Annotated in this window: 12 protein-coding genes; 6 read left to right on the plus strand and 6 right to left on the minus strand. The window is 64.3% G+C overall.

Going from position 1 to position 21786, the window contains the following annotated elements; all coding sequences use genetic code 11:
* Positions 1-403: 403 nt before the first annotated feature.
* The 4 genes from DP107_RS05885 to DP107_RS05900 form a co-directional block, all read right to left on the minus strand.
* Positions 404-1471, minus strand: a complete 1068-nt coding sequence (locus DP107_RS05885; protein ID WP_144261273.1) for a zinc-dependent alcohol dehydrogenase family protein — start codon at positions 1469-1471, stop codon at positions 404-406.
* An 824-nt stretch (positions 1472-2295) separates the two neighbouring features.
* Positions 2296-2571 carry a hypothetical protein gene (locus DP107_RS05890; RefSeq protein WP_144261211.1) on the minus strand — a complete coding sequence of 92 codons (276 nt, stop codon included), beginning with the start codon at positions 2569-2571 and terminating at the stop codon, positions 2296-2298.
* Between the two features lie 654 nt (positions 2572-3225).
* Positions 3226-6105: a PAS domain S-box protein gene (locus tag DP107_RS05895; RefSeq protein WP_185977187.1), complete on the minus strand. Its 2880-nt coding sequence runs from the start codon at positions 6103-6105 to the stop codon at positions 3226-3228.
* A gap of 262 nt (positions 6106-6367) precedes the next feature.
* Entirely contained in the window at positions 6368-7930 is a 1563-nt protein-coding gene (locus tag DP107_RS05900; protein ID WP_144261213.1) for an ATP-binding protein, read from the minus strand.
* Positions 7931-8350: 420 nt separating this feature from the next.
* On the opposite strand from DP107_RS05900, the gene DP107_RS05905 reads away from it, so the two are divergent.
* On the plus strand, positions 8351-10132 hold the full coding sequence (locus DP107_RS05905; RefSeq protein WP_144261214.1) for a HEAT repeat domain-containing protein: 1782 nt from the start codon (positions 8351-8353) through the stop codon (positions 10130-10132).
* A gap of 64 nt (positions 10133-10196) precedes the next feature.
* On the plus strand, positions 10197-10844 hold the full coding sequence (locus DP107_RS05910) for a vWA domain-containing protein (protein ID WP_144261215.1): 648 nt from the start codon (positions 10197-10199) through the stop codon (positions 10842-10844).
* Between the two features lie 1025 nt (positions 10845-11869).
* Here DP107_RS05910 and DP107_RS05915 read toward each other — a convergent pair.
* Positions 11870-13666 carry a phosphatase PAP2 family protein gene (locus tag DP107_RS05915; RefSeq protein WP_185977188.1) on the minus strand — a complete coding sequence of 599 codons (1797 nt, stop codon included), beginning with the start codon at positions 13664-13666 and terminating at the stop codon, positions 11870-11872.
* 2986 nt (positions 13667-16652) lie between these two features.
* Between DP107_RS05915 and DP107_RS05925 the strand changes: the two genes are divergently transcribed.
* The 4 genes from DP107_RS05925 to DP107_RS05940 all read left to right on the plus strand — a co-directional run bounded on the left by DP107_RS05925 (position 16653) and on the right by DP107_RS05940 (position 19551).
* Positions 16653-16874: a hypothetical protein gene (locus DP107_RS05925; protein WP_144261217.1), complete on the plus strand. Its 222-nt coding sequence runs from the start codon at positions 16653-16655 to the stop codon at positions 16872-16874.
* Positions 16875-17279: 405 nt separating this feature from the next.
* Positions 17280-17720, plus strand: coding sequence for a hypothetical protein (locus tag DP107_RS05930; RefSeq protein ID WP_238330784.1), 441 nt, complete (start codon positions 17280-17282; stop codon positions 17718-17720).
* A gap of 413 nt (positions 17721-18133) precedes the next feature.
* Entirely contained in the window at positions 18134-18502 is a 369-nt protein-coding gene (locus DP107_RS05935) for an ArsR/SmtB family transcription factor (RefSeq protein ID WP_144261218.1), read from the plus strand.
* Between the two features lie 341 nt (positions 18503-18843).
* Entirely contained in the window at positions 18844-19551 is a 708-nt protein-coding gene (locus tag DP107_RS05940; RefSeq protein WP_144261219.1) for a sensor domain-containing protein, read from the plus strand.
* A gap of 94 nt (positions 19552-19645) precedes the next feature.
* Here the strand turns inward: DP107_RS05940 and DP107_RS05945 are convergent, their stop codons facing one another.
* Positions 19646-21280 (minus strand): sensor histidine kinase, encoded by a 1635-nt coding sequence (locus tag DP107_RS05945; protein WP_144261220.1) that lies wholly within the window; start codon positions 21278-21280, stop codon positions 19646-19648.
* Positions 21281-21786 lie beyond the last annotated feature (506 nt).

Consider the following 21786-nt stretch of genomic DNA (forward strand, 5'->3'; position numbering starts at 1 on the left):
CCACTGTCGGGCTGACCAGTTCCTCCAGGGAGCGGATGCCCGATGATCGACTGCCGGTGTGGCGCTCCCCTCGCGCCAGCGGTCATCATTCGCGACGACGTCTGAGACCGGCATCGGTGTCCGGAGTGCTGTCCCGCATCTTCCGCATGGCTCCTGCCGCTCGCGCACTGTGCCAGTCCGGCTGCCCATCGTGTGGGCTCTCGCCCGACGCCGAGACCGCGCTCCGGCTGTCGAACGACCACCGCCGCGGGAAGCCGCTGACGGAGCTGTGCCACGACCCAGCCGTGCCACAGCTCGAGCCGGTGAACAGTCATCGCTGCATCTCGCAACCTGATACTATCCCCCGGGACGGTAGGCCGTCCGGTGGGTGTCCTCGATGGCCCGTGGCTCGTCCTCGGTCGAGCTACCCCGTGAAGTCGCTACACACTGGGATGCCGACCGTCTCGAACTCGGACATGTCCTCGATTTTGGCGGGCACCTCGTCGATCCCGATCTCCTCGCTCACGATCGCACCTGGGTCGAGTTTACCCGTCTCCATCATGTCGAGAATCTCTCCGTAACGGGACGGCTGGAGGCCTAACGACCCGAGGAAGTCGATCTCTTGAGAGACGATTAGGTCAGTCGGGAGCGAGACCATGCCCCCCTCCTCCTGTGTCGTCAGCCCGATCTGGATGTGGCGCCCGTTACCGCCGAGGGACATCACGGCGTTCTGGCACGTTTCCGCGACGCCGAGGGCGTCTACGGAGACGTCCGCCCCCCCGTCCGTGATGGCTTGCGCCTCAGCGGCGGGGTCGTCCACGTCGCGAGCGTTGATCGTGTCGACGGCGCCGAGTTGCTCTGCCTTCTCGAGTTTTTCGTCCATCAGGTCGACGCCGATGACGTTGGCCCCGAGTGCGTCGGCTACCTGGACCCCGGAGAGGCCGACGCCCCCGAGCCCGTGGATAACGACGTCCTCACCGCGACCAACTCTACCGCGGTGTGCAAGCCCGTGGTAGGCGGTCATGAACCGACAGCCCAGTCCTGCCACGTCCGTGCTGTCGACCCCATCGGGAAGCGGGATACAGTTGATGTCGGCGTTGGGGACGTGCAGCTCCTCGGCGAGTGCACCCGGGTGCTCGTCGACGAACCCCGGGATGACGAGATTCTCACAGATGTTCTCCCGCCCGTTCCGACACTGGCTGCACTTCCCGCACGCGAAGTTGAATGGGATTCCGACGTGGTCACCTTCGTTCAGGTTCTCGACCTCGTCGCCGACAGCAACGACGTGGCCGACCGGCTCGTGGCCGAGGACGTGTGGCGGGGTGGGACTCAGCCCCAACCAGTCCCAGTCCCCCTGCCAGGCGTGCCAATCGCTCCGGCAAACCCCACAACCGTCCATCTCGATGACTGCCCCCGATGGGGTCACGTCGGGCTTTTCCACGTCGGTAACTTCGAGCGGTTCCTGGAATTCCTGCAGTGTCACTGCTCGCATGGCACGCGCTAACACGGAGCAATACGACTTACCTCTTTCGGCGGGGCGGCCGACCGAGAGGTGCTGCTGAACTCCTCCAACCGGCTCCAGCTGCCTCGGGAGGCGTACGGCGTCCACCGACATCCGAGGCGTCTCCGGCACTGCACTCGAGGACCGTGGCGCCGAAGTGGTGGCTCAGGCTTCCGGGGTAAGAGAGTCGAACGGTATCAACGCCGGTGGGGTCCCCCCGGCGATGGTCGAGCGGGGCACGCTTCGCGTTCGCTCCGAACCTCACTCGACGGACGCGAACATCGGCGCCGAGGTCGCGCTCGCCGTCTCCACGGTTGGCGATTCACTCGTGTTCACAATCACCTCGGGACTGCGCTGGAAGCACCACCTGACCGGGGGGCGAGTCGATGGATACCCGGCCGCTCAAGCACGGTGACGGGAGTAGGTATCCTCTCGCCGACGCCTGCGAGAACCACTCCGGGGCGCTTTCTCCGGTTCGGGTGGTCGACTTTGCCCCCCCGATCCGCGGAGACTGTCTGGGTCAGTTGAGATGTTCAATCAGTAGACTCCACAGGGGCCGTGCTGACTCGATGGAAACGCTGCCCTCCCTGGAGCGTGACGTGAGCACGGGACCCGAGAGACCGACCTGCATTCCGTGCCTGAGTGTAGCCTCAAGCCCGAAGCTGTGCGTTCTCGTCGCCGGTATGCAACTGCCAACTTCGGGGAACTCCTCTGACGCCGTGCGGGATACAGAGCGTGAATCGGCCATTCGAAGTGGTCGATACCAAGACAACTGGAACCGTTAGATGCAGAGGATCCATCGGGTGGGAAACTAACTATACGACGGCCACAACAGCCCCAATAACAAAGCTGGCCAGTGCGATTACAGAGAGGACCGTCCCCGAAAAGTCAGTGGCTCCTTCTGACTTGGCCTCAAATCCCCTCCACCGTGAGAGGATTCCAGCACCGACGAGTATCGCAGCTACCCCGCCGACTAAACTAATGCCAGTCCACAGCGAAGGACCAGATTCGAGTAACTGTCCAAGCGATTGACTCGTGAGAACCATTCCTGTCACCAGCGGTGCGATACCGACTGCCTTCGTGGAGGGCATACATCCATGCTTGATTTCGCTCGTCATTAGTGTTACTCGAGTGCTGAGTACGTAGCGCAGTTCTAACGACGTATCTAGACGAGTAGGGGCGAATTGAACACAGTTCAGTTGCTGAGATCACCTTCTGAATCGGTCACCCCGGTACTGACAGCCGATGATAGTTCGAAAACGAATAGCGCGAGTCGGTCAGCCGAAGTGGACGGGAACACGGGTCGTAATTCGGTCAGAACTCGCCCAGATGAAATCTTACTGAGAGGGGCGACGCCCAACTCTCGCAAAAGTCGTATGGGGTGACGGCAAGACTACGGAGTATGTCTGATACCGGCAGCGGAATTTCCAAAACACTATCTGAAGTGGATTCAGTCAGCTATCGTCTCGATTCCGTCTGCAGTAATGGCTGCACCCCTATCGGGAAATGATAGCGCAGCTCGGTATCTTGTCGGCGTTTCTGTCCTCTTCGTCCCGTATTCGTTCTTCCCGCTAATCCGAGCTTGCTAGGAACGGTATCCCATGAGAATCGCATGATGAACAGTCGGTTGGTTCGGTAGAGCGAGAGTGGAACAGACGCTGTCACCGTGCTGAACCCATCCTCTGTATCGCTCAGGCCGCTGCTGACAAAGGCCCAGTAGTTGCTGCATACAGGGCGCGTGTTGATCACTCGAGTTTCTCGACACCGGTGATTTCGAACCGGGCCCCGCCCTCCTCGCTCTCGGCGATGGCGACCTTCCACCCGTGCGCGTCGGCAACCTGCCTGACGATCCGCAAGCCGAACCCGGTGCCGTCCTCATTCGTCGAATATCCTGCCTCGAATACCTCCTCACGGCCAGACTCGGGGATGCCGGAGCCGGTATCTGCCACGTAGAAGCCGTCGTCCATCGCACCGACGGACACTGTCACCTCGTCACCGCCGTGCTCGATGGCGTTCCGGTAGAGGTTCTCGAACAGTTGCTGAAGTCGGCCCTGATCCGCCCGGATAGTCCGCGTTGTGCCGGTTTCGAGCGTTGCCTGCTCCGTATTCACGGTTTGCCAACTGTCCGTGGCCATGTTCGCAAGCACGATCGGGTCGGTCTCATCGACTTGGTCGCCTTCCCGTGCCAGTGTCAGTACGTCCTCAATGAGCGCGTCCATCCGGTCGAGTGCCTGTGCGACGTCGTCGATATGATCACTGTTGCACTCCTCTCGAATCAGTTCCAGCCATCCCTCGGCCACCCGGAGCGGATTCCGCAGATCGTGGCTGACGATACTGGCAAACTCCTCCAGGCGCTCGTTCTGGCGTTGAACCTCGTGCTTCTGTTTGACCTGCTGAGTGATGTCGCGCGAGACAGCCATCGCGTAGACGACCTCGCCCGTGTCATCTCGAACTGGCATCGTCCGGAGTTCGTAGTGCTTCCCCCGGAACTCCTGTCTGTACGTGTAGTTCTCGCCATCGAACGTCCTTTCGAGATACCGAACCTGTTCGTCGGCAACGTCACCCGGGTACAGATCGTGCGGTGTGTTCCCTTCGAAGTCGGCACTGGTGAGGCCCATTCTCTCCAGCCCGTTACCACCGGCACGGACGAAACGCATCTGTTGATCGAGTAGGAAAACTCCGCCACCGGGGAAGTTCTCAACTAGAGCCTTGTACTGAGTGGTAATACTCTTCACTTTGCGTTCATTCTCTTTGCGCTCGGTAATATCTCGGCTATTGACGATATATCCCTCAATCGCCGGGTTGTCGAGTTGGTTGTTGCCGTTGGCTTCCATCCAGCGCCAGGAGCCGTCGGCATGGCGAGCGCGGTATTCGACAGTCCCCGTCGGCTCAGGGGTGGTCACCCACTCCCCAAAAGTGTTTTTGAGGCGCTCGCGGTCGTCGGGGTGGACATACTCCCACGCTGTGTCACCGATGGTTTCCTCAGGTTCGTACCCGAGAATGCGCTCAATCGCGGGACTCTGATACTGAAAAACACCATCGGCATCGATGATAGAGACGTTGTCTTTGGACTCCTCAACGAGCGCCTGAAATCGGCGTTCGCGCTGTCGACGTTCGGTCAGGTCCCGACCGACTCCGACCAGACCGGCCACGTTCCCCTCCTCATCGGTCAGCTGTGCGCCGGTGAATTCACAGGGGAGACGCCCGCCGCCGGCAGTGCGCAGGTCAGCGTCGACTGTGGCCTCTCCGTCGGCCAGCGTCGTTGCGACGCTGTCGGCGATGGCCTCACGTTCGTCTTCAGGGAACAGTTCGACCGCCTGCATACCGGCCAGGTCGTCGTCAGTGTAGCCGGTGAGTTCGGGGACCCGGTCGTTCCACCGTCGGAGGGTGCCGTCCGTGTCAAGCACGTAGAACAAGCCGTCCAGTGCATCAAGTGCCTGTTCGATGAACCGCCGTTCCTCCCTGAGTTCCCGTTCGCGCTCCTTGTGCTCGGTTACGTTACGGGTCGCCCCGGCGATGTACTCGACGGACCCGTCGAGCACGACCGGTGCGATTCTGGTCTCCCAGTAGCTCGGCTCCGACCCGAACTGTAACTCTTCGGTGTACTGAAGCGGTTCTCGACGGTCGACACACTCGGTATACTGAGCTTCGACCGCTCTGGCTTGCTCCTCGCCGAGTAACTGTTCTAGTGTCTGATCTTGCATCTCAGATGCTGACACCCCTGTCTCGTCCTCGTAGGCCGGATTCACCCGTTCAACGATGAACTCACTGGAGGCATTAATCAGGAATAGCGAGTCCTGCGCGTGCTGAAATAGCGTTTCGATCTTTTCGAGGTCACGCTGGCGCTGATGCTGTTCAGTGACATCCCGGAACTCGGCGACTAACCTCTCGATTTCACCGTCCGACGAGACGGGAGTAACTTCACTCTCCCGGATAACCTGGCCTACTGGAAGGTCGAGTGTAACAGTATATCTGACGGGTTCGCGCTGTTGGACGCATTTGCGGTAGGCTCCGACAACCTTCATGCCGTTCTCCGGTCCGAGGGCCTCACGCGGGCGCGCTCCGACGATTTTACTCCGATTTCGTCCGATGAGCTCGACCGCCCGCGGATTACACCGCTGGTACCGGAACCCACCCTCCTCAACGTCTATCAGAAGAAGGGCATTCCGTGCGTTCTCGAAGATGGTTGCGTACTCTCTGCGTGTTTCGCTGAGTCGCCTTTCTGATCGGTACTGCCCGACAGCGTTGCCGATGCGATTAGCGAGCAACTCGTACTGTTCTGATCCGGACTGCTTTCGAATGTAACCGGTTGCACCTGCTGTGAGGGCATCACTGGCAACCTCCTCACTACCTTTCCCGGTAAACAGAATGAACGGCAGATCAGGGTGCTCTGCCCGGACGGTCTGCAGGAATTCGATCCCATCCGTGCCGGGCATATTGTAATCCGAGACGATACAATCGGGCGGGCGGTCGTTGATTCTCTCCAGCCCCTCGTCGGCGCTGGTCGCTGTCTCGATGGTGAACCGGTCGTCCTCACGTTCGAGAAACGTCCCTGTCAGGTCCGTGATGGAGGAGTCATCATCGACGTGGAGGATTCGAATCTCCTCTTGAGAGCCGCGCTGCATAACGGAGCTATGAGTAATCATAAGTAAAAATGTACTGCAGCGGAGTCGGAACCGAACTCGATCCTGTGAATGTCAGGAAATCAGTTCGAAGTTGGCATTCGAACTGAGCACTGCTCCGGTGCTGAGTTTACCCTCTGTATTCAGCACGCCCGGGCGAATCTACCGGGTTCTGAGGGCTTCAATAGGTCCTCGTTTTCCGATCGACCGTATTCACCGGCAGCACCCCGGTCAACGTTCTCAGTTCTCTGCTTCGGTAAAGGGGTCAGCAACACAGCAGATAGAACCAGTACGGTAGTTGAATCAACCCCTGTTCGACACTGATCGGCTGTGAACTCCGGACGGTATCGCCGGTGAGAATCAGCCCGAACGGGGCATCGTACGTGTCGACGAACTCCCGGACCGGCCTCACGGCATCCTCCACCGGTGGTCGATAGGCGAATCCCACCGGAACAGGCGTACCGTCGACCTGGAACACGAAATCGACCTCGCCCTGGCGGCCCTGCCAGAACCGGATATCTGGGTCGATATCGACCCCTTGTGCGGCGTTGATACCGTAGGCGAATCGCATCGTGTGATCGAACGCGGCCACACGCGCAAGCGCAGTCTCACGGTCGAAGTCCGAGAGGACGCGCTCGGCGTCGCCGTCGGTGAGCGCGGTGATGAGCCCGGTATCCCGAAGATAGAGTCGCACCGAGCGCGGCCGGCTGTTGTCGTACTCGGTGACTCCGTCTAACAGGTACAGTTGCCCGAGTGCCGGGAGGTAGCTGTCCGTGAGCGTGCGCCGATCGATGTCGAACAGGTCGGCCAACCGCTGGTAGCGGACTGGCTCGGCGCCCCGGTTGCGGGCGGCCAGTGCACAGAGCCGCTCGAGATCAGCGATGGTCCGGACGGATTCGAAGCCGGGGACGTCCTGGTAGAGCGCGTCCCGGACATCGTCCCTGAGATCGGTGTATGCCTCGCTGTTGAGTTCACCGGCAGATTCGACCGGCCCGTCGAGCGCGTAGCTGATTATGCCCCCCATCGCGAGATAGTGGACGACCTGTGACTGGATCTGACGGGTCGTGTCGGCGACTCGGCTGTACTGATCGCGAAGTGTCTCCGCCAAGGCCGCTAGGTCGCCGCGTGCGAGCGCGTCGGGAAGACTCCCCTCACCCTCGCGAATCGGCGTCGGGCTGACGCGTGTGTCCCCCTCTTCGAGGTCCGGGTAGAGCGTGTAGAGGTAGTCACGGAACTTCTCGGCGAGGATGGGTTGGGTGCTGTAGCTCTCGCTGGGCAGGTCGACGCGGTCGCACTCGCGGTCGATCTGGACGCCGGCATTGGCTGTCACGACGACGTGACGCTCCGGTGCGTCCGCGAGCATGTCGGCGACCGGTTTGCCCCACCCCTCGACGTTCGGCTTGCTTGGATGCTCGATGAGGTGGACATCGTCGAGGAAGACGAACTGTGGCGTCGGGTCTGCAACCCGACCGAGAACACGGCTCTCGTAGTAGCGGATCGCCTGCCGGAGGCCATCGTCTGACCGAAGCTGATAGAGCGGGTCTGCACCGAACGGGACGTAACAGAACCGCTCGGGAGCCGCGCCCCGATCGATGCGGTGGGTGATGAACTGTTTGATGAGCGTGGTCTTTCCGACGCCACGACGCCCGACGAGGCCGAGCAATCGCTGATCCTCGAACTGACTATCTGACCGGTCGGGGCGGGCGAGGTGATAGAAATCGCTCTTGTGCCGGCGTGGCAGGTCGAACTCGTGTGTCTCTGCCTCCCACCAGGGATTGTGTTCGGCGAGCGTGCGGAGGAGCGCGTCCCCGCCAGCATCGAACGGCATGTACTGCTGATGCCACGATAGGCACCGTAATGGGCGTTTTGGCTGCTGATTCTGTCCTTCGGTGCTCCTTTGATGAAACACGGACACGATATCGGTACCGCGGCGATGGGTGCAGCAGAAAAGACACTGTATTGTAGTTTAAGTCGAGAAGTATGACAACGTGGAGTATACATTCAAAGGAGTTATTACGACAAGATGCATACGAACGTATGCGAGGTGTCCGGAAGGCACTTCGCGATGTCGGATCCGGGACTAACGCGAGGGGGGAGTGGGCGGTGACCACCCGTTGGGTGTCACGGGGTAGGGAAACCCGACACGAGGACACATGCGCACACACACGCTCCGTGGGGAGGGGACTCGGCAACGGTCAGCAGCGACCACCACCCGGCGCCCGATCGCCGGTGCGGGGGTGGTCGCCTGATGCTGGTCTTCGCCTTCGACCGCGACTGGACCGTCGACGTGAACCCGCATCCGGGTCGGCAAGCGGTGCCGCTCGAGTGGGTGCGAGAGCTCGCGCACGGAACCCGACACGCGGTCTACGCGATCGGCAATCAGGACCTCGCCGAGGAGGCGGCCGTTCCAGGCGTGGTGGACATCGTGGGGATGCACCCGGACGACTGGAATCGGTGGCTCGGAGGGAAGCGGCCCGATGGCCGCTACGAGCGGTTCCCCACCCGGCGTGAGCGCCTGGCCCTCATCGCGGACCTCCATCCGAACGCGGATGGCTACGTCGCTGTCGACGATATCGACCTGAGCGATGTCGAGGGGTGGGACCACTACCACGCCTGGGAGTTCGTCCCCGCTGTCAAGCGGGGCGACGTCCATCCGGATCTCCCGTTCGTGGACGAGACAACCACTACCGATGGCGACCCGATGCCCGACGGCGGCTCCCCGGCGGCTGCCGGCATCGTGCCGGTCGATGCGGACCACCTCGGTTCGTGGCTCGATGACCGGCGGGACGCCCCGGGGTTCGGGATCGAACACACGGTAGACGGAACGAATCGGACCGGACTCCGTCGGGATGTCTCGGCCACCCGAAGGACGCTGAGCCGGGCCGTCGAACCGACCTTCCGGTGCCTCCCATCGGCCCCGGGAGCGGATCCGTTCGACGTCGAAATCGCCGCCATCGAGATGGTCCACGTCGCCGACCCGCCGATGGCGGCGTATCTCCCTGCGACGGACGGCCCGGCCGAGCGAGCAGCCGCGCTCGCCGACCTCGCAGCGGACAGTCCGTTCGCCGTCGACGTCTCGCGGGTGCTGGCGCCGCTTGAGCGAGACAGTGACACGGCACGGGCCGCCGCCCTCGGTGCACTCCGTCGAGTCGCAACGACGCGGCCAGCAGCCTGCACACCGGCGCTACCGACCATCGGGTCGCTGCTCGAGGAGGACCGTGTCGCGCCAGCACCCGCGCCGTCGGTGGTCCGGTCCGTTGGTGGTGTGGCACCCGCTGATATCGCCCCGCTCGCCGAGGTCGTTACGACCTATCTGTCGGTCGCTGACCCGCGCACACGGCGACAGGCAGCAGGGTGCATCACCGAACTCACAGAGGCGGACACGGTCGATACCGTCCCTGGCCTGACGGCGTTACTCGATGACCGGGCGGCGGCGCATCACGCCGCCCACGACTTGGCACTGATTGCCGAGGCGGACCCGGAAGCGGCGAAGGTGGCGACACCGGTGCTCGCGGACACACTGGCCGATGAAGCGTTGAACGACGGGACTCGGCTGAATGCAACAGTCGCCTTCGGTCGAGTCGCCACCCAGTACCCGACAGTTGCGACCGGCCTCGTGGACGAGGTGGCGACCCTCCTGGAGACGGAGCATCCCGAACTCCGGAGCAGTGCGACCGGGTTGCTGTGTGAGATTGCTCGGCTCCATGCTGACCGTGTCACGGCCCATGTCGGCACCATCGCAGAACTGCTGTCGGCGGATGATGACCTGACGCGGGAGAATGCGTCGACTGTCTCGGCCCGAATCGCCAAGGACCGGCCCGACGCGGTGACGGAATACGTCGAACAGGTGCGACCGCTGCTGGCCGACGAGCAGTGTCAGGCACGAGCCAACGTCTGCAAAGCGCTCGGTCACCCGGGAGATGCGGCGTCGCTCAGTGCGCTTCGAGCAGCCAGTACCGAGGACGATCATGAGACGGTCCGAAAGCGAGCCCGGTGGGCCGTCTCGCAGATCGAGGGGCCACCGGCGTGATTCCGCCGGCTACGACGCACCGACATTCGACCGATGCGGTTGCGATACTCGAACCATACGACTCATGCCATCCGATACGACCACACAGATCACGTTCGTCCTGGACTCGTCCGGTTCGATGTCGAAGATCCGCGAGGACACCATCGGCGGCTTCAACACGTTCCTCACGGACCAGCGCGACGAACCCGGGCGAGCGGCGGTGACGCTATACGAGTTCAGCGATAGCGTCTCGCGGGTCTACCACGGTAAACCGCTGGGCGACGCCCCGGACCTGGACGAAGAGACGTACACGCCGGGCGGACGAACCGCCCTGCACGACGCCATCACGACCGCCGTCACCGAGACGGACGGCCACATCGAGAAGCAGCCGGCCGCGGTACAGCCCGATACGGTCGTCGTGGTGGTGCTGACCGACGGGAAGGAGAACGCCTCCGAGACGCCTCGGGACCGGGTCCGTGAACTCGTCGAGCAGTACCGTCAGGACCACGACTGGGAGTTCCTGTTCATCGGAGCCAATCAGGACGCCGTGCTGACCGCGACGAGAATGGGTATCGAAGCCGAGAAATCCCTGGACATGGCCCACAGCGGTGAAGGGACCCAAGCGGCCTACGAGTCGACCTCGCGGAACATCAGCGAGGCTCGGCAGACCGGGTCTGCTGGTGGATACACCGACGAGGACCGGCAGCGGCAGGACGAGGCAGACGGAGCCTGAACCAGCCCGATCCGTTGCGCCGCTGCTCGGTGAACACGTTTCCCCTTCCCGATGGAAAGACCGTAACTGACACAGCAGGGAATCCGGCCGACGGGTCCGAGAGAGATGCGACAGCTGACAGCACCACAACCGGGGACCCGAAGCACTACTACGAGCTGATGATTCGATCCGGCCCTGCCGAAGCCCTCCACCGGTGACAGTCGAGTGCATACTACCAGCAGATAGGGTGGAAGAACCGGATCAGGACTCCGGGTTGACAGGGGCTGAAGTCGTGTATCCGCCAATCCGAGAGCGTATCCCGGGAAGCGCACGCTCATCCCCGGAACGAACTCGCCGGCCGAGGAGCTCGCAGACGATCCTAACAGGACGAGACCAGGGAGCTACGGAAGGAACTCTATGACGCTAGACAGCACATACGCCGGTTGGAACGGAGCCTTGTGGCCCTTCGTGACGAGGCGGGACTGGTCTCGACTCACCTGCCCGACGGGAGTTCGCCGTACTGAGTACGCTCAGGACGGACCGGGTGGCCTACCGCCCTCACATCTCCCGTATCGATATACCGGATTCAGCACGCCCAGCATGACAACTGTTGCGGAAGTGGTCCGACTCTCGCCGAATACGGGGCCGTATCGGTCGTGCTGCGTATCGAACAGATCCCGCCGAAGAGGGTACATCTGGGAAGGTAGTTCCAGTGGGGAGGAGTTGGGGCCGCGGGTACGGACGCTACGGATAGGGTACACCCACGGGAGTGGTCCCCGAGGACGAGGAGTTGCGCGAACGGTCGGCTGTCCTGAGGAATCGGTCCTGTAACCTGGAGTCTACCGGAATATCCCCGGCCGTCAACCGATGGCCGACCTCCGACGGATGCCGGTGTTGCGGCCGGTTGCACTGTGGCTGCATCGCCGTGCGTACCGTATCCGTCACCCAGGTCGCGTACCCCTGCGAGGGACTGCTTGCGATCAAGCGACATCAACTCCTGCGTATCGGAGGCGGACGTTTCGCGTCGTGATGGCCTGTACACCGGTTCATGAGGGGAGCCGGGGCCTGTCCCGGTCGGCGTCGTACCGTAGTTTTCTAAGTGTCCGTGGGTATTCGGTGATAGCCAGCTCTGCGTCAGCGCCGTATTCCATATACGGGGTGAACGTCGGAGCGATCGCCTCCCGGCCGTCGAATGCACGGCCGAATACGTCCGTCAGCAGGCCGACCGCCACCTGCTCGCCGAGTTTCACCCCCTCGTAGTGGTCGCTGTAGTAGTGGACGCCGGCGAACATCCGCGCCAGCCCGACGTTCGACATCAGTTTATCAATCTCCTGATGAATCCCCCGATGCCCCTCGGGGACGTCCATCGTCGGCGGGTAACTGTCTTCCCCCCGGTCAACCGGCAGATAGTAGTCCGCCTCATCGTTCCAGTCGGCGTTCTTGAACCACGCTTTCAGTATCGTGCCGCACGCACCGGCGATCACCGAGTGGCCGCTGGGATAGGCTGGGTGCACCGGCGACCCCTCGATGTAGACCGTGGACAGGAGCCCCGGATCCCCATCGCCGCCCGCCCGGAGCTGGCGCTGGCGCTCGAGAACCTTCGCGTCCGTGACCAGACTGTCGATCTCGAAATCAGTCGGTGAGTCGGCGGTGAACTCCTGTCCGTGAATCCGACCGGCATAGGTCTCCGGCCGACACCGGAAGTGGGCGTAATACTTCTGATAGAACGCCGCCAGTAACGCCTCCCGGCCTGCACGCGCGAGCAGGTCCAGCAGTCCGACCGGACCGTTGTCGGTGTAATTGAACACCGGCCCCTCCTCGCGGGTGACGTACGCGAGCCCCTCGTCGTAGTCGAGCCAATCTCGGCCCAGCAGGTACAGCGCGGCAATCAGATACTCCTGGTACGGCGGTTCGGCATTGACGATGGTTGCTAAGTGCCGTGGGGTCTCGATGTAGCCGCGCCCGCCGGACGGGGGGTTCGGATTCAGTTCCGCCGAGATCAGGTCCCCCTCGTCGTCCGTCGGGGCGATCCCCTCGAGCAGTTCCAGCCAACGGTCCCGGGACTTGTTGTAGTCGATCTCCTGATACCGGAGGTAGCGCTGCTCGGTCGGCAGCGACCACAGGTCCACATCGTGTAGCAGGAACTGGGAGATGTACGGCCCCCACCAGCCGGCCGCGCCGACATCAGCCTCGACGAACAGACGGTCCTTGCCGTACCACCAGTCATCTTCGATGCCGTCCTCGTCAGCGATCCTGTCGAGATCGGTCGCTAGCGGACCGTGCACCTCATCGAACCGCTCACTGGTCGTCGTGTCCCCGTCGTCGGGTCCCGGTTCGTTCCTCCACTCCACGAACGGCACGTCCCGGAGCTGTTCCATCGCATAGAGATCGATCATCTCAGCGGCAGTGTGTGGCCCCGTGGGGTCAGGGGCCATCGGCATCACACCGCGCCAGGCTTCCATTCCGGCGAGACTGACCGAGTGAACGCCGGGCACGCCGATGAACAGCCGGTTCCCGCCCCGCTCGAACACTCTGGCCACGCTCGGATCGGCCGCTTCCCTGACCGCGTCGAGATAGTTCTGGATTTTTCGATACGGTGCCACAACGCCCTCCGGTCGTGGGGTACCGGTATCGCTCCCACCGTCATCCAGCGGCATCCCCTTTGTGAACAGGTACGGCCGGTAGGTCCGCCCGTCGATTTCGATGGTAACCCCCTGACGCTCCGTGCTGCGGTTTTCGTAGGTCAGTAGTTCCTCCACGAACTGTTCAACCGACTCCCGCCCGCGCTCCGACTCGACTAGGAGCTCGCGCTCTTCGATATCGATCCGTGTGTCGTGTGCCATGGTCACACACCACATTCTCGCACTCGACCCGATCTATTAAAACCACCTTCCGCGTACTGCTGAGCGGTTGCAAATCACGTCCCCGGGCGCTCGCCTGTCAGTACGCTTCGCCAGGTAACCGCGCCGTATCGTCCGACAGCGGCACGGTGTATCGGCCACCGCCGGTGTCCCGTCCCCTCCCTTCCCTCACCGAGTCACGGAGGGCCCCTGTGGGCGAGAGCGCCGCTGAATATCCCCCCTATCCTCAGCACGGCTACGGAAACATATCGTCCGCTATGGATCTCCACGGTACCACCTTACGTAGATAGCTGCCCTGTCGCCGTCCGTCTGCGCCCGTTCTCGGGTGCACCCCCTACCCTCTTTGTGGTCTTCACGATGATGAGCGGTGTTGCTGATGGAGTCGCGTTCGCGCCGAGCGGGAGTACCGTCCCATGGAATCGGGCAGGCCGTGGACGACGCTGGGGCTCCGCTCACGCCACTGGGAATCGCCGTGATACCCATCCTGTCCGTATACAGGACGTCGGCAACTCCGACTTCGATACGGTGGCCGCCTTTGAGAATGACATTCACGGCACCGTTGATGCGGTTACGTCGGCCACCGTTCCTACTCGTATATCGGCGACTGTCCTCTACCTTTTCGGCTGACTCGGGCTTTCGATGCCGGTCGACGCAGAGTATGCGGGTCCGGACACTAATGCTCTCACCGCGGCCCCGTCCGCCGACCGCAGCAGGTACCGTCGCCCGACCCACGTGTGCCCCCGACCACGAGGACGGCGACGACGACACTCGCGGCGACGCCAGCGACTGATTTACTCAGCGCGAGACCGGAGACGAGACAGGGGAGACGACCGGCAGCGAGGACGAACCGGAGGAGGCACACGGACGCGCTCCAGTAGCCCTGCAGTGGACCCTCGCCGCATCGGTGTGCCCCCGACTGGTTCCACTCGCACGGAGCCGATGCTGAACTGCCGTTCACCGGTCGAACAGTCCGATATCCTCCCGCCGAACCACGGTCATCGTCAACGGACTGTTGCAGACATCATCGGCGTGTGGCGTACATAGCCGCCGCTTCTCCCGCGTCCCGCCTCGCTCGAGTGTTACCCGCTCCAGCGCGTGACGGGTACAGTTCTCGGCCCCGTCGGCTTCTCCCCACGTACAGAGAGGTCTGACGGCTGGTCGAATGTGGCTTTCGCCCCCGTTTCCGGACATACCCACAGTATCGGCCCCCGAGCAGTTGTGCGCCTCGATCCGTCGGTCGGTGCTGTCGCCGTTCGATATCCTGCAACGCTCACCAGCCGTGGTTCCCGTGCATCGAACGACCCTCCTCGTCCAGCACCGACCCGACTAGCTCGGTGCTACCGCAGAGTACGGTCTCCGAACGAACGGACGAGCTGCCCCCTGAAGTCGACGTCTCCGTCGGCGGCAACACTGTACACGACGTGCCCGGGTGCAGTCGACCGCAGGCCAGCACACGTCAGACACGGCTCCGTACCGGTGTACGCGACCGTCTCGGCCGCTCCTCGGGCGTGCATTCGCGGACGGCACGCGCAGCGAATCCAGCGCCGGGTACCGGCGGATACTCTCCACCGTATCGACGCGATCCGACGTTTCCAGCACGCTCTCGAACGGGCCGTCGCCCCGCTCTCCAGCTCTGATAAGCCAGTTCGATAGCGCGCTGCGTGTGTGACTCCTGGTCGAACGTGCCGAGGCTGGCAGGCACATCCAGTGGTCGAACGAGTGGGGTAGAACGTCACGGACTGCCCCCCGCGCAGCAGGTCCCGGTATGACGATTCGTACTCGCGCCACCGTTCCGTACCGACTCGTCCGACTGTGATCCGCCGGGCGTTCCTGATGACATCGGCGACCTCGGCCCGGCGTAACGTCCGCATCCTGTGCCCCTCTGGTGGCGCGAGTTCCGCCAGTCGCCACTCGGCATCGACGTATCTCGCGTGGACACCTGGTCTACGTCGGTGGCGAACGGTCCTCAGCCAGACGCTGGCGACCTGTAGCAATCCGAAGCGAGACGTTCGCGATCCGGATCGCTGATACTCGGCTGAGCCGACGTCCAAGATCGCGGTAGTGGGACTCCATCCGGGATATGCGGTTCATGGCCTCTTATGGCTGATTATACCGAATGTAGATGCTCAATAATAATTTTCAGTGGTTTCTCGGGCCCATTGTGGAGATATCCCGTTGTGATCCGATACACCGGAGTGACAACTCGGACCCCCGCCCCCTACGGACATCGCAACGGATGGTCTCCGGAGGGTCCCGCGCCCCGAGGCAGTATCACGCCCGGGAGACCGGGATTCGACGGCTCATCGATGCTCTCCTCACCCCAAGGGCGAACGACTCCGGTGCGTCCACCGCAAGCGCCGCCCCGGGACTGGGGCGATTCGGCGACTGGCTGGAGGATCGCGGTGCCGAGATTCTCGACGCTCCGGCGGAGACCGGGAAGGCCGCAACGGCCCCCCGCTGGGGACGGATCCGTCCCGACCGAGGTACGTTCCATGTCGGGGGCAAGGCTACCACGGCCGGGAAGCAGTGGCAGTACGCGTCCATCCCCCTGTCCGCCCACGACCATCGAACCGGACGTCCGCTTGCAGCTTACCAGCGAGTTCCCCTCACTCCCGACCGTCCAGCGCGTTCTTCCAGCTCGGGTAGCAGCCGTAGGCGGCGATGAGACTGATCACCACGCCGGCAGCGATCATCAGCCGGTCCGCGTTGGCGTCGTCCATACACCGCGTACGACTGCCATGACAAAGCCGTTTCCCCTCGCGATCGGACGGGACAGTCGAGTGGACCGAGCGGGCAGTTCGGGAGAGGGATACCCAGCCGGAGCGGGGGACGTGACGAGGGAGCGAGAGTGCGGGCAGGGAGTGAACTCGGACGGGTCGAGGGGGCCGCCGCGCGGCGTGGACCGGGACGAAGCGGCGCGACGGGCCGCCATGCGAAAGGGTTTGACCGTACGAGCCGTTCTTCGCTTGTGAGCGCCTCAACCGAGGACGTCGCGGCCGACATCGACACGAACAGCTTCGGACCAACGGCAGTAGCGTCACTCGCCTCCGTCGGCTTGGCCCTGTACTTCTACTACGTGCGTGGGGACAAGCAGCGCGGGCAGTTCGTCGGCTTCTGGCCCGTCACCATCCTGGCGTTCGCCTCGTTCCTCAAGCTCGAGGAGATCAAGGAACTGCTGGAGGAGGACTAACCCCCGACACCGGATAGGACCGACGGGCCGGGCCGGGGCCAGCGGACCATCGGCTCTCTCCCTGCCGACACCACGGCGACCCGCGCCCGGGAGTGCGAGGCTCTCTCGGTGAGCATCTGCCACGGTCCTCCCGGTCTCAGGTAGTGTGCGGACCGTTCGGGCAGGAGTGATGACTGGTGTGGCCGATCCGGGGAGAGCCGTCCGTCCTCCATGACTGCAACAGCGGCGGATCACGGCGGCGGTGGTTTCATCCGGCAGATGGCGTCCGGCATCTCGGGTAGTCTCTCGTGGACGAGCGACGCTCCGATGTGACCCCGAACCGGTCAGTCCGTTGCATCGTCGCTGGCCTCTCTCAACGGACCACCGGTGGCCGGCCGCCCACACCCTTTCCCGTGTGACGACCCAATGGTTGAGTACCCAGACATGTGTCCTGCAGACGCCTCCGAGCGACAGCCCGCGGACGTCGAGGAGGCCCCACAGATCCAGTGTGATGCCTGCGAGTCCGCACTTCACTCGGCCACCAGCCGGACGGTGTCGTTCCTGCTCCTCGAACAGGTGGTGGTCCCGGTAGTTGGCTGTGACGCCCACCTCGAACGGTTCGCCTCCGTTTGCGGGTTCACGACCGACGGACGGGCCTCGCTCATCGAGCACCGGCCGGCTGGCGGCATCACGTGTCCCAGCTGCCGGCTCGCCGTGACCAACCCGAAACAGCCCCTGATTCCCGTACAGGACGGAGCCGTCACGCTCCTCGCCTGCGCGGAGCACCAGGCCGAACTCGTCGGCCGGTTCCGAACCGGCCTCGATACGGCACAGCAGCTCGCGGCGTCGCTCGATTCGCCCGAGTGACCCGCGTTCGATCCGGTTCCCGACGGCCCGTTCCCGCCGGGGACCGGGACGGACGGTCGACACGAGAGGACGGACGACGTGCTCGTGTCGTGGGCGAGAGCGTGGCTCGACCCCGTGGCACGCGGCTCGTCCCCTCCTGAGCCGGGGCGAACTCCCCCACCACAGAGGGGTCCGCTCGGATCGAGTGCTTCCTGTGCGGCTATGTTTGCCCGGATCGTACTCGTCCCACAGCGATGGCGATGGCCCCGGGAACGGGTCGGTACGTCGTGCCACGGGCCCCAGCGTCGTGGGGATACCCCGTCCGGGCGGTTGTGGACGGTTGCCATGCCGATAGCTAGAGCCCGGGTCCACCGGTGTGTGCGAGATAGTAGCGTCCGGCTACAGGGAGCGTCCGTCGCAGGATACGGGTAACGATGTCACAGTCGAACTCGACCCGTTCCTTCCAGCGACCAGCGGTCGACAGCGGCACGGATTCGCGAACCGGCGACGACCCGGCGGTCGACACGACGGAGGTCCTCTCGCTGCTGAGCGACGAGTACGCCCGGGAGGTGCTGAACGTGCTCGTCGGGGAGCCGCTCTCGGCGCGGGCGCTCTCCGAGCGGCTGGACATGTCACGGCCGACCATCTACCGCCGACTGGACCGGCTCGAATCCGCCGGCGTCATCCGGAGTTCGATGATACTCGATCCCGACGGGCACCACCGGAAACGGTTCTCCGTCGTCGTCGACCGCATGCAACTCCTGCTCGACCCCGACGGGATCAGCCTCGAAGTCGGGGAGTAGCCACACGTATCCGGGACGCGCCCGCATCCCGACACCGGTTCGGCGTTCCCGTCGGGGTGCCCAGCCGAGCGCACGCCTCTACGTACTCACCCCCAGCGGGGGGCGACTCGCTGTCGTGGGGTCCGGACCGGGACCGGGACCGACGAGTCGCGACGCCCGTCTCTTGGCCTCGCGACGACCCTTCGAGCCCGTCCTCCGCTCTGCCGTCGGGCGACTGTGTCCGGATGCTGCAGTCGCATCGCCAGTCCTCGCGGGAAACTCGTATATAAAACTGTCGACCGAGTTTCCACCCCGACAGGACCGCTCCGGCTCTTATCCACCGTCCGGGCAATGGACGGAACATGAGTCAACAGACTCAAACGAACGCGTCCGCGGGACACGGCTCGCTGGCTCGGCGTGCGCTCGGCGTCGGCTTCCGCGGCGAGACGTACCGTAACCTACTGTACCTGCTCGCCCGGTTCCCGCTGGGTATCGCCTACTTCACCGTGCTCGTGACCGGACTCAGTCTGGGGGTGTCGCTGGCACCGCTCCTCGTCGGGATCCCGATACTGGGCGGGGTCCTCGCACTCGGGGGGTACATCGGCGTGTTCGAGGCGTGGTTGCTCCGCCGGTTCCGGAACAGTACGGTGACTCACGACCCCGCCGACCCCGGCGAACTGCCGGCGGTCGACTACCTGAAGACGGTCGCGACGGACCCGCGTAACTACCTGCTGGTCGCGTTCGCGCTCGCGTCGTTCGTCATCGGCATCAACCTGTTCGTGGCCATCACGGTCCTGTTCACGCTGGCGTTCACGCTCGTCATCGCGCCGGCAGTGTACTGGATACCCGGCGTCGAATACGGTGTGACGAACGCCGAGACCGTGGAACTGGGGCCGGCATCCGTCGACACGACGACCCTGGCCGGGACCGGGGTCGACACGCTCCCCGAGGCGCTGCTGGCGTCACTGCTCGGGGTCGTCGTCTGCCTGATCGGACTGCACGCGTCGAACCTGACGGCGAACCTGCTCGGTGGCGCGACCGAGCGTCTCCTCCGGGCCGGGTCGGACTGACTCGGGCACCGGCGATCGACGGTACGCCGGCCGCCCCGGTCGACCGGTCGCGGTTCCCGTTCTGGCGCTCCCGAACCCGGCGTCGGGGTGCTCCTCAGTCGTCGTCCGTCGAGACGCCGGGAAGCGTGACCGTGACCGCTGTGCCGCCGAGATCGCTCTCGTCGAACGACAGCGACCCACCCACGGTCTGGACGACCCAGTTCGCCCCCCAGAGGCCGAGGCCGCTGGCGTGTTCGAGCGGCAGCTCCTCGCCCGACTCGATCACCGCCTGTTCGGACTCGGGAATCCCTGGGCCGTCGTCCGCGACGACGAGACGGAGGCCCGATTCGGCTCGCTCACCGCGCACTGCGACGCGCGGTGACGGCGCGTCGTTGTGTTCGACGGCGTTCTCGACGAGATGTCTGAGCGCGTACCGACACCGCGCCCGGTCGATGCTGACGGTCGTCTCGGGCGCCGTGACGGTTACCTCGGCGTCCGTCCCGGCCGTCGCGTCGGCGGCGATGTCCTCGAGGAACGAGGACAGCGCGGTCCCGGTCCGGTCGGTCGTGGACCGTTCCATGAGCTGCTGGACGCGTCGCGCCTCCTCGCTGATCTCGCCGAGTCGGTCCACGCCCGCGACCGCCGGGTCGAGGCCGGCCTCCTCGGTGTATGCACGGATCACGTCCAGTTCGTTCCTGACGTTGTGCCGGAGGATGCGGTTGAGCACGGCCAGTCGCTGGCGCCGGATCTCACGGTCGGTCACGTCGAAGAGCGTCACAGTGTACCCGAACGTCTCGTCGTGCCCGTCGGCGAGCGGCGAGACACTGGGTTCGAACTGCCTGCGCCCGGTCGCCGTCCGATAGGTGACGGTCTTGCGCTCGGTCAGCGCCGCTATCGAGTGCTCGGTCACGTCCGCCAGCGTGTCGATGTCGCCGAAGACCCGCTCGGCCAGGTCGTTGACCCGGACCACCCGTGTTCGGTCATCGAGGACGAGTATCGCCTCGTCGGTTTCGGTCAGTGCCGCTCGCTCGCCCAGCCGGCGTGTCGCCGGCACACGGGTCAGGACATCGTACCGCGTGACGCCAAGTGCCAGACTCGCGGCGACCACGGCGAAGGCGCCGCTCACGAGCAGGTCGTTCACCAGCGGTGTCGCGGGGCGGGTCGCCTGGACGGTGAACACGTACTCGCCGATCGGCAACGCGACGACCACGCCCTGTCCCGTCGGTAGTCGGTCGTGTCGGTAGGTCGTGACGACGGCGCCGCCGATCAGGGCGAACACGAGCAACAGCAGACCCAGGGCGACGACGGACTGGACGGTCCCTATCGCATCGAGCCCGCCTTCGCCTATCGGTCCGGTGTCGAGCCGTCCCTCGTCGGCGAGCACGCCAACGACGTTCACACAGACGAGGACCGTCACGATGACCGCCCCCGCGACCACTCGTCCGCGCGTAACGTATCGCCCGAGTCCGACGTATCTGGCCGCAAATATCAACCACGGGACGGCCACGACGAGGAGGCTGGCCCTGGCGTTCAGCCGCGTCGCGAGCGGGGTCACCAACCGGAGGCCAGCGTGGACCAGTCCGAGCCCCGCGACCGCCGCCGCCAGAGCGATAAAGGGGCGGGCGAGTCCGGTACGGACCTCCCCGCAGTGGAGCCGCCGGTATACCGACACCCCCACCATCCCCGCGGCGACCCCACTCGCTATCGGGACCGCGACCCTGAGCAGCGTCAGCGGACCGAACTGGAACACCGTACCCGACCTGGCGGCTTCGGCCTCAAACCGGTTGCGGACGGTTGCCCCGGCCCCGGCACGCGGACCGAACGTCCACCGCTGCCGGCGGTGGGTACCGGTGCTCGGCGGTGTCGCGTCGTCGCTCCCGTCCCGTCCGCCGTACGGCCGACCGGGGCCCCGGCGTGAGTCCAACCGGGCAGGGACGGCGGCCGCTGCGGTCGGGGCAGAACACCAGGACGACCCCGTCGCCGCTCGACGACCGGGTCGCAGGACCACGCGGACACCGACGCTCGCCTCCCCGTCGTCGCCGTGTCGATTCGGGGGCTGGCGGCTGTCGGCCGCCGTCCCGACCCACATTCGGGGGACAGATGGCTGGTCGAACAGTCCACAACTCCTATGACGGACGTTTTCGATATTACTAGAGTGTTCGGCTATGGGCACAGGGGCCTAACGGTACTGCCATGACAGCGATCCAACCCCCCGCCGCGCCGACCGACGGGCCGTGCTCGGCGATCGGTAGTCCG

Source organism: Haloglomus irregulare, assembly GCF_007421925.1.
In the GTDB taxonomy this organism is placed as follows: Archaea; Halobacteriota; Halobacteria; order Halobacteriales; family Haloarculaceae; genus Haloglomus; species Haloglomus irregulare.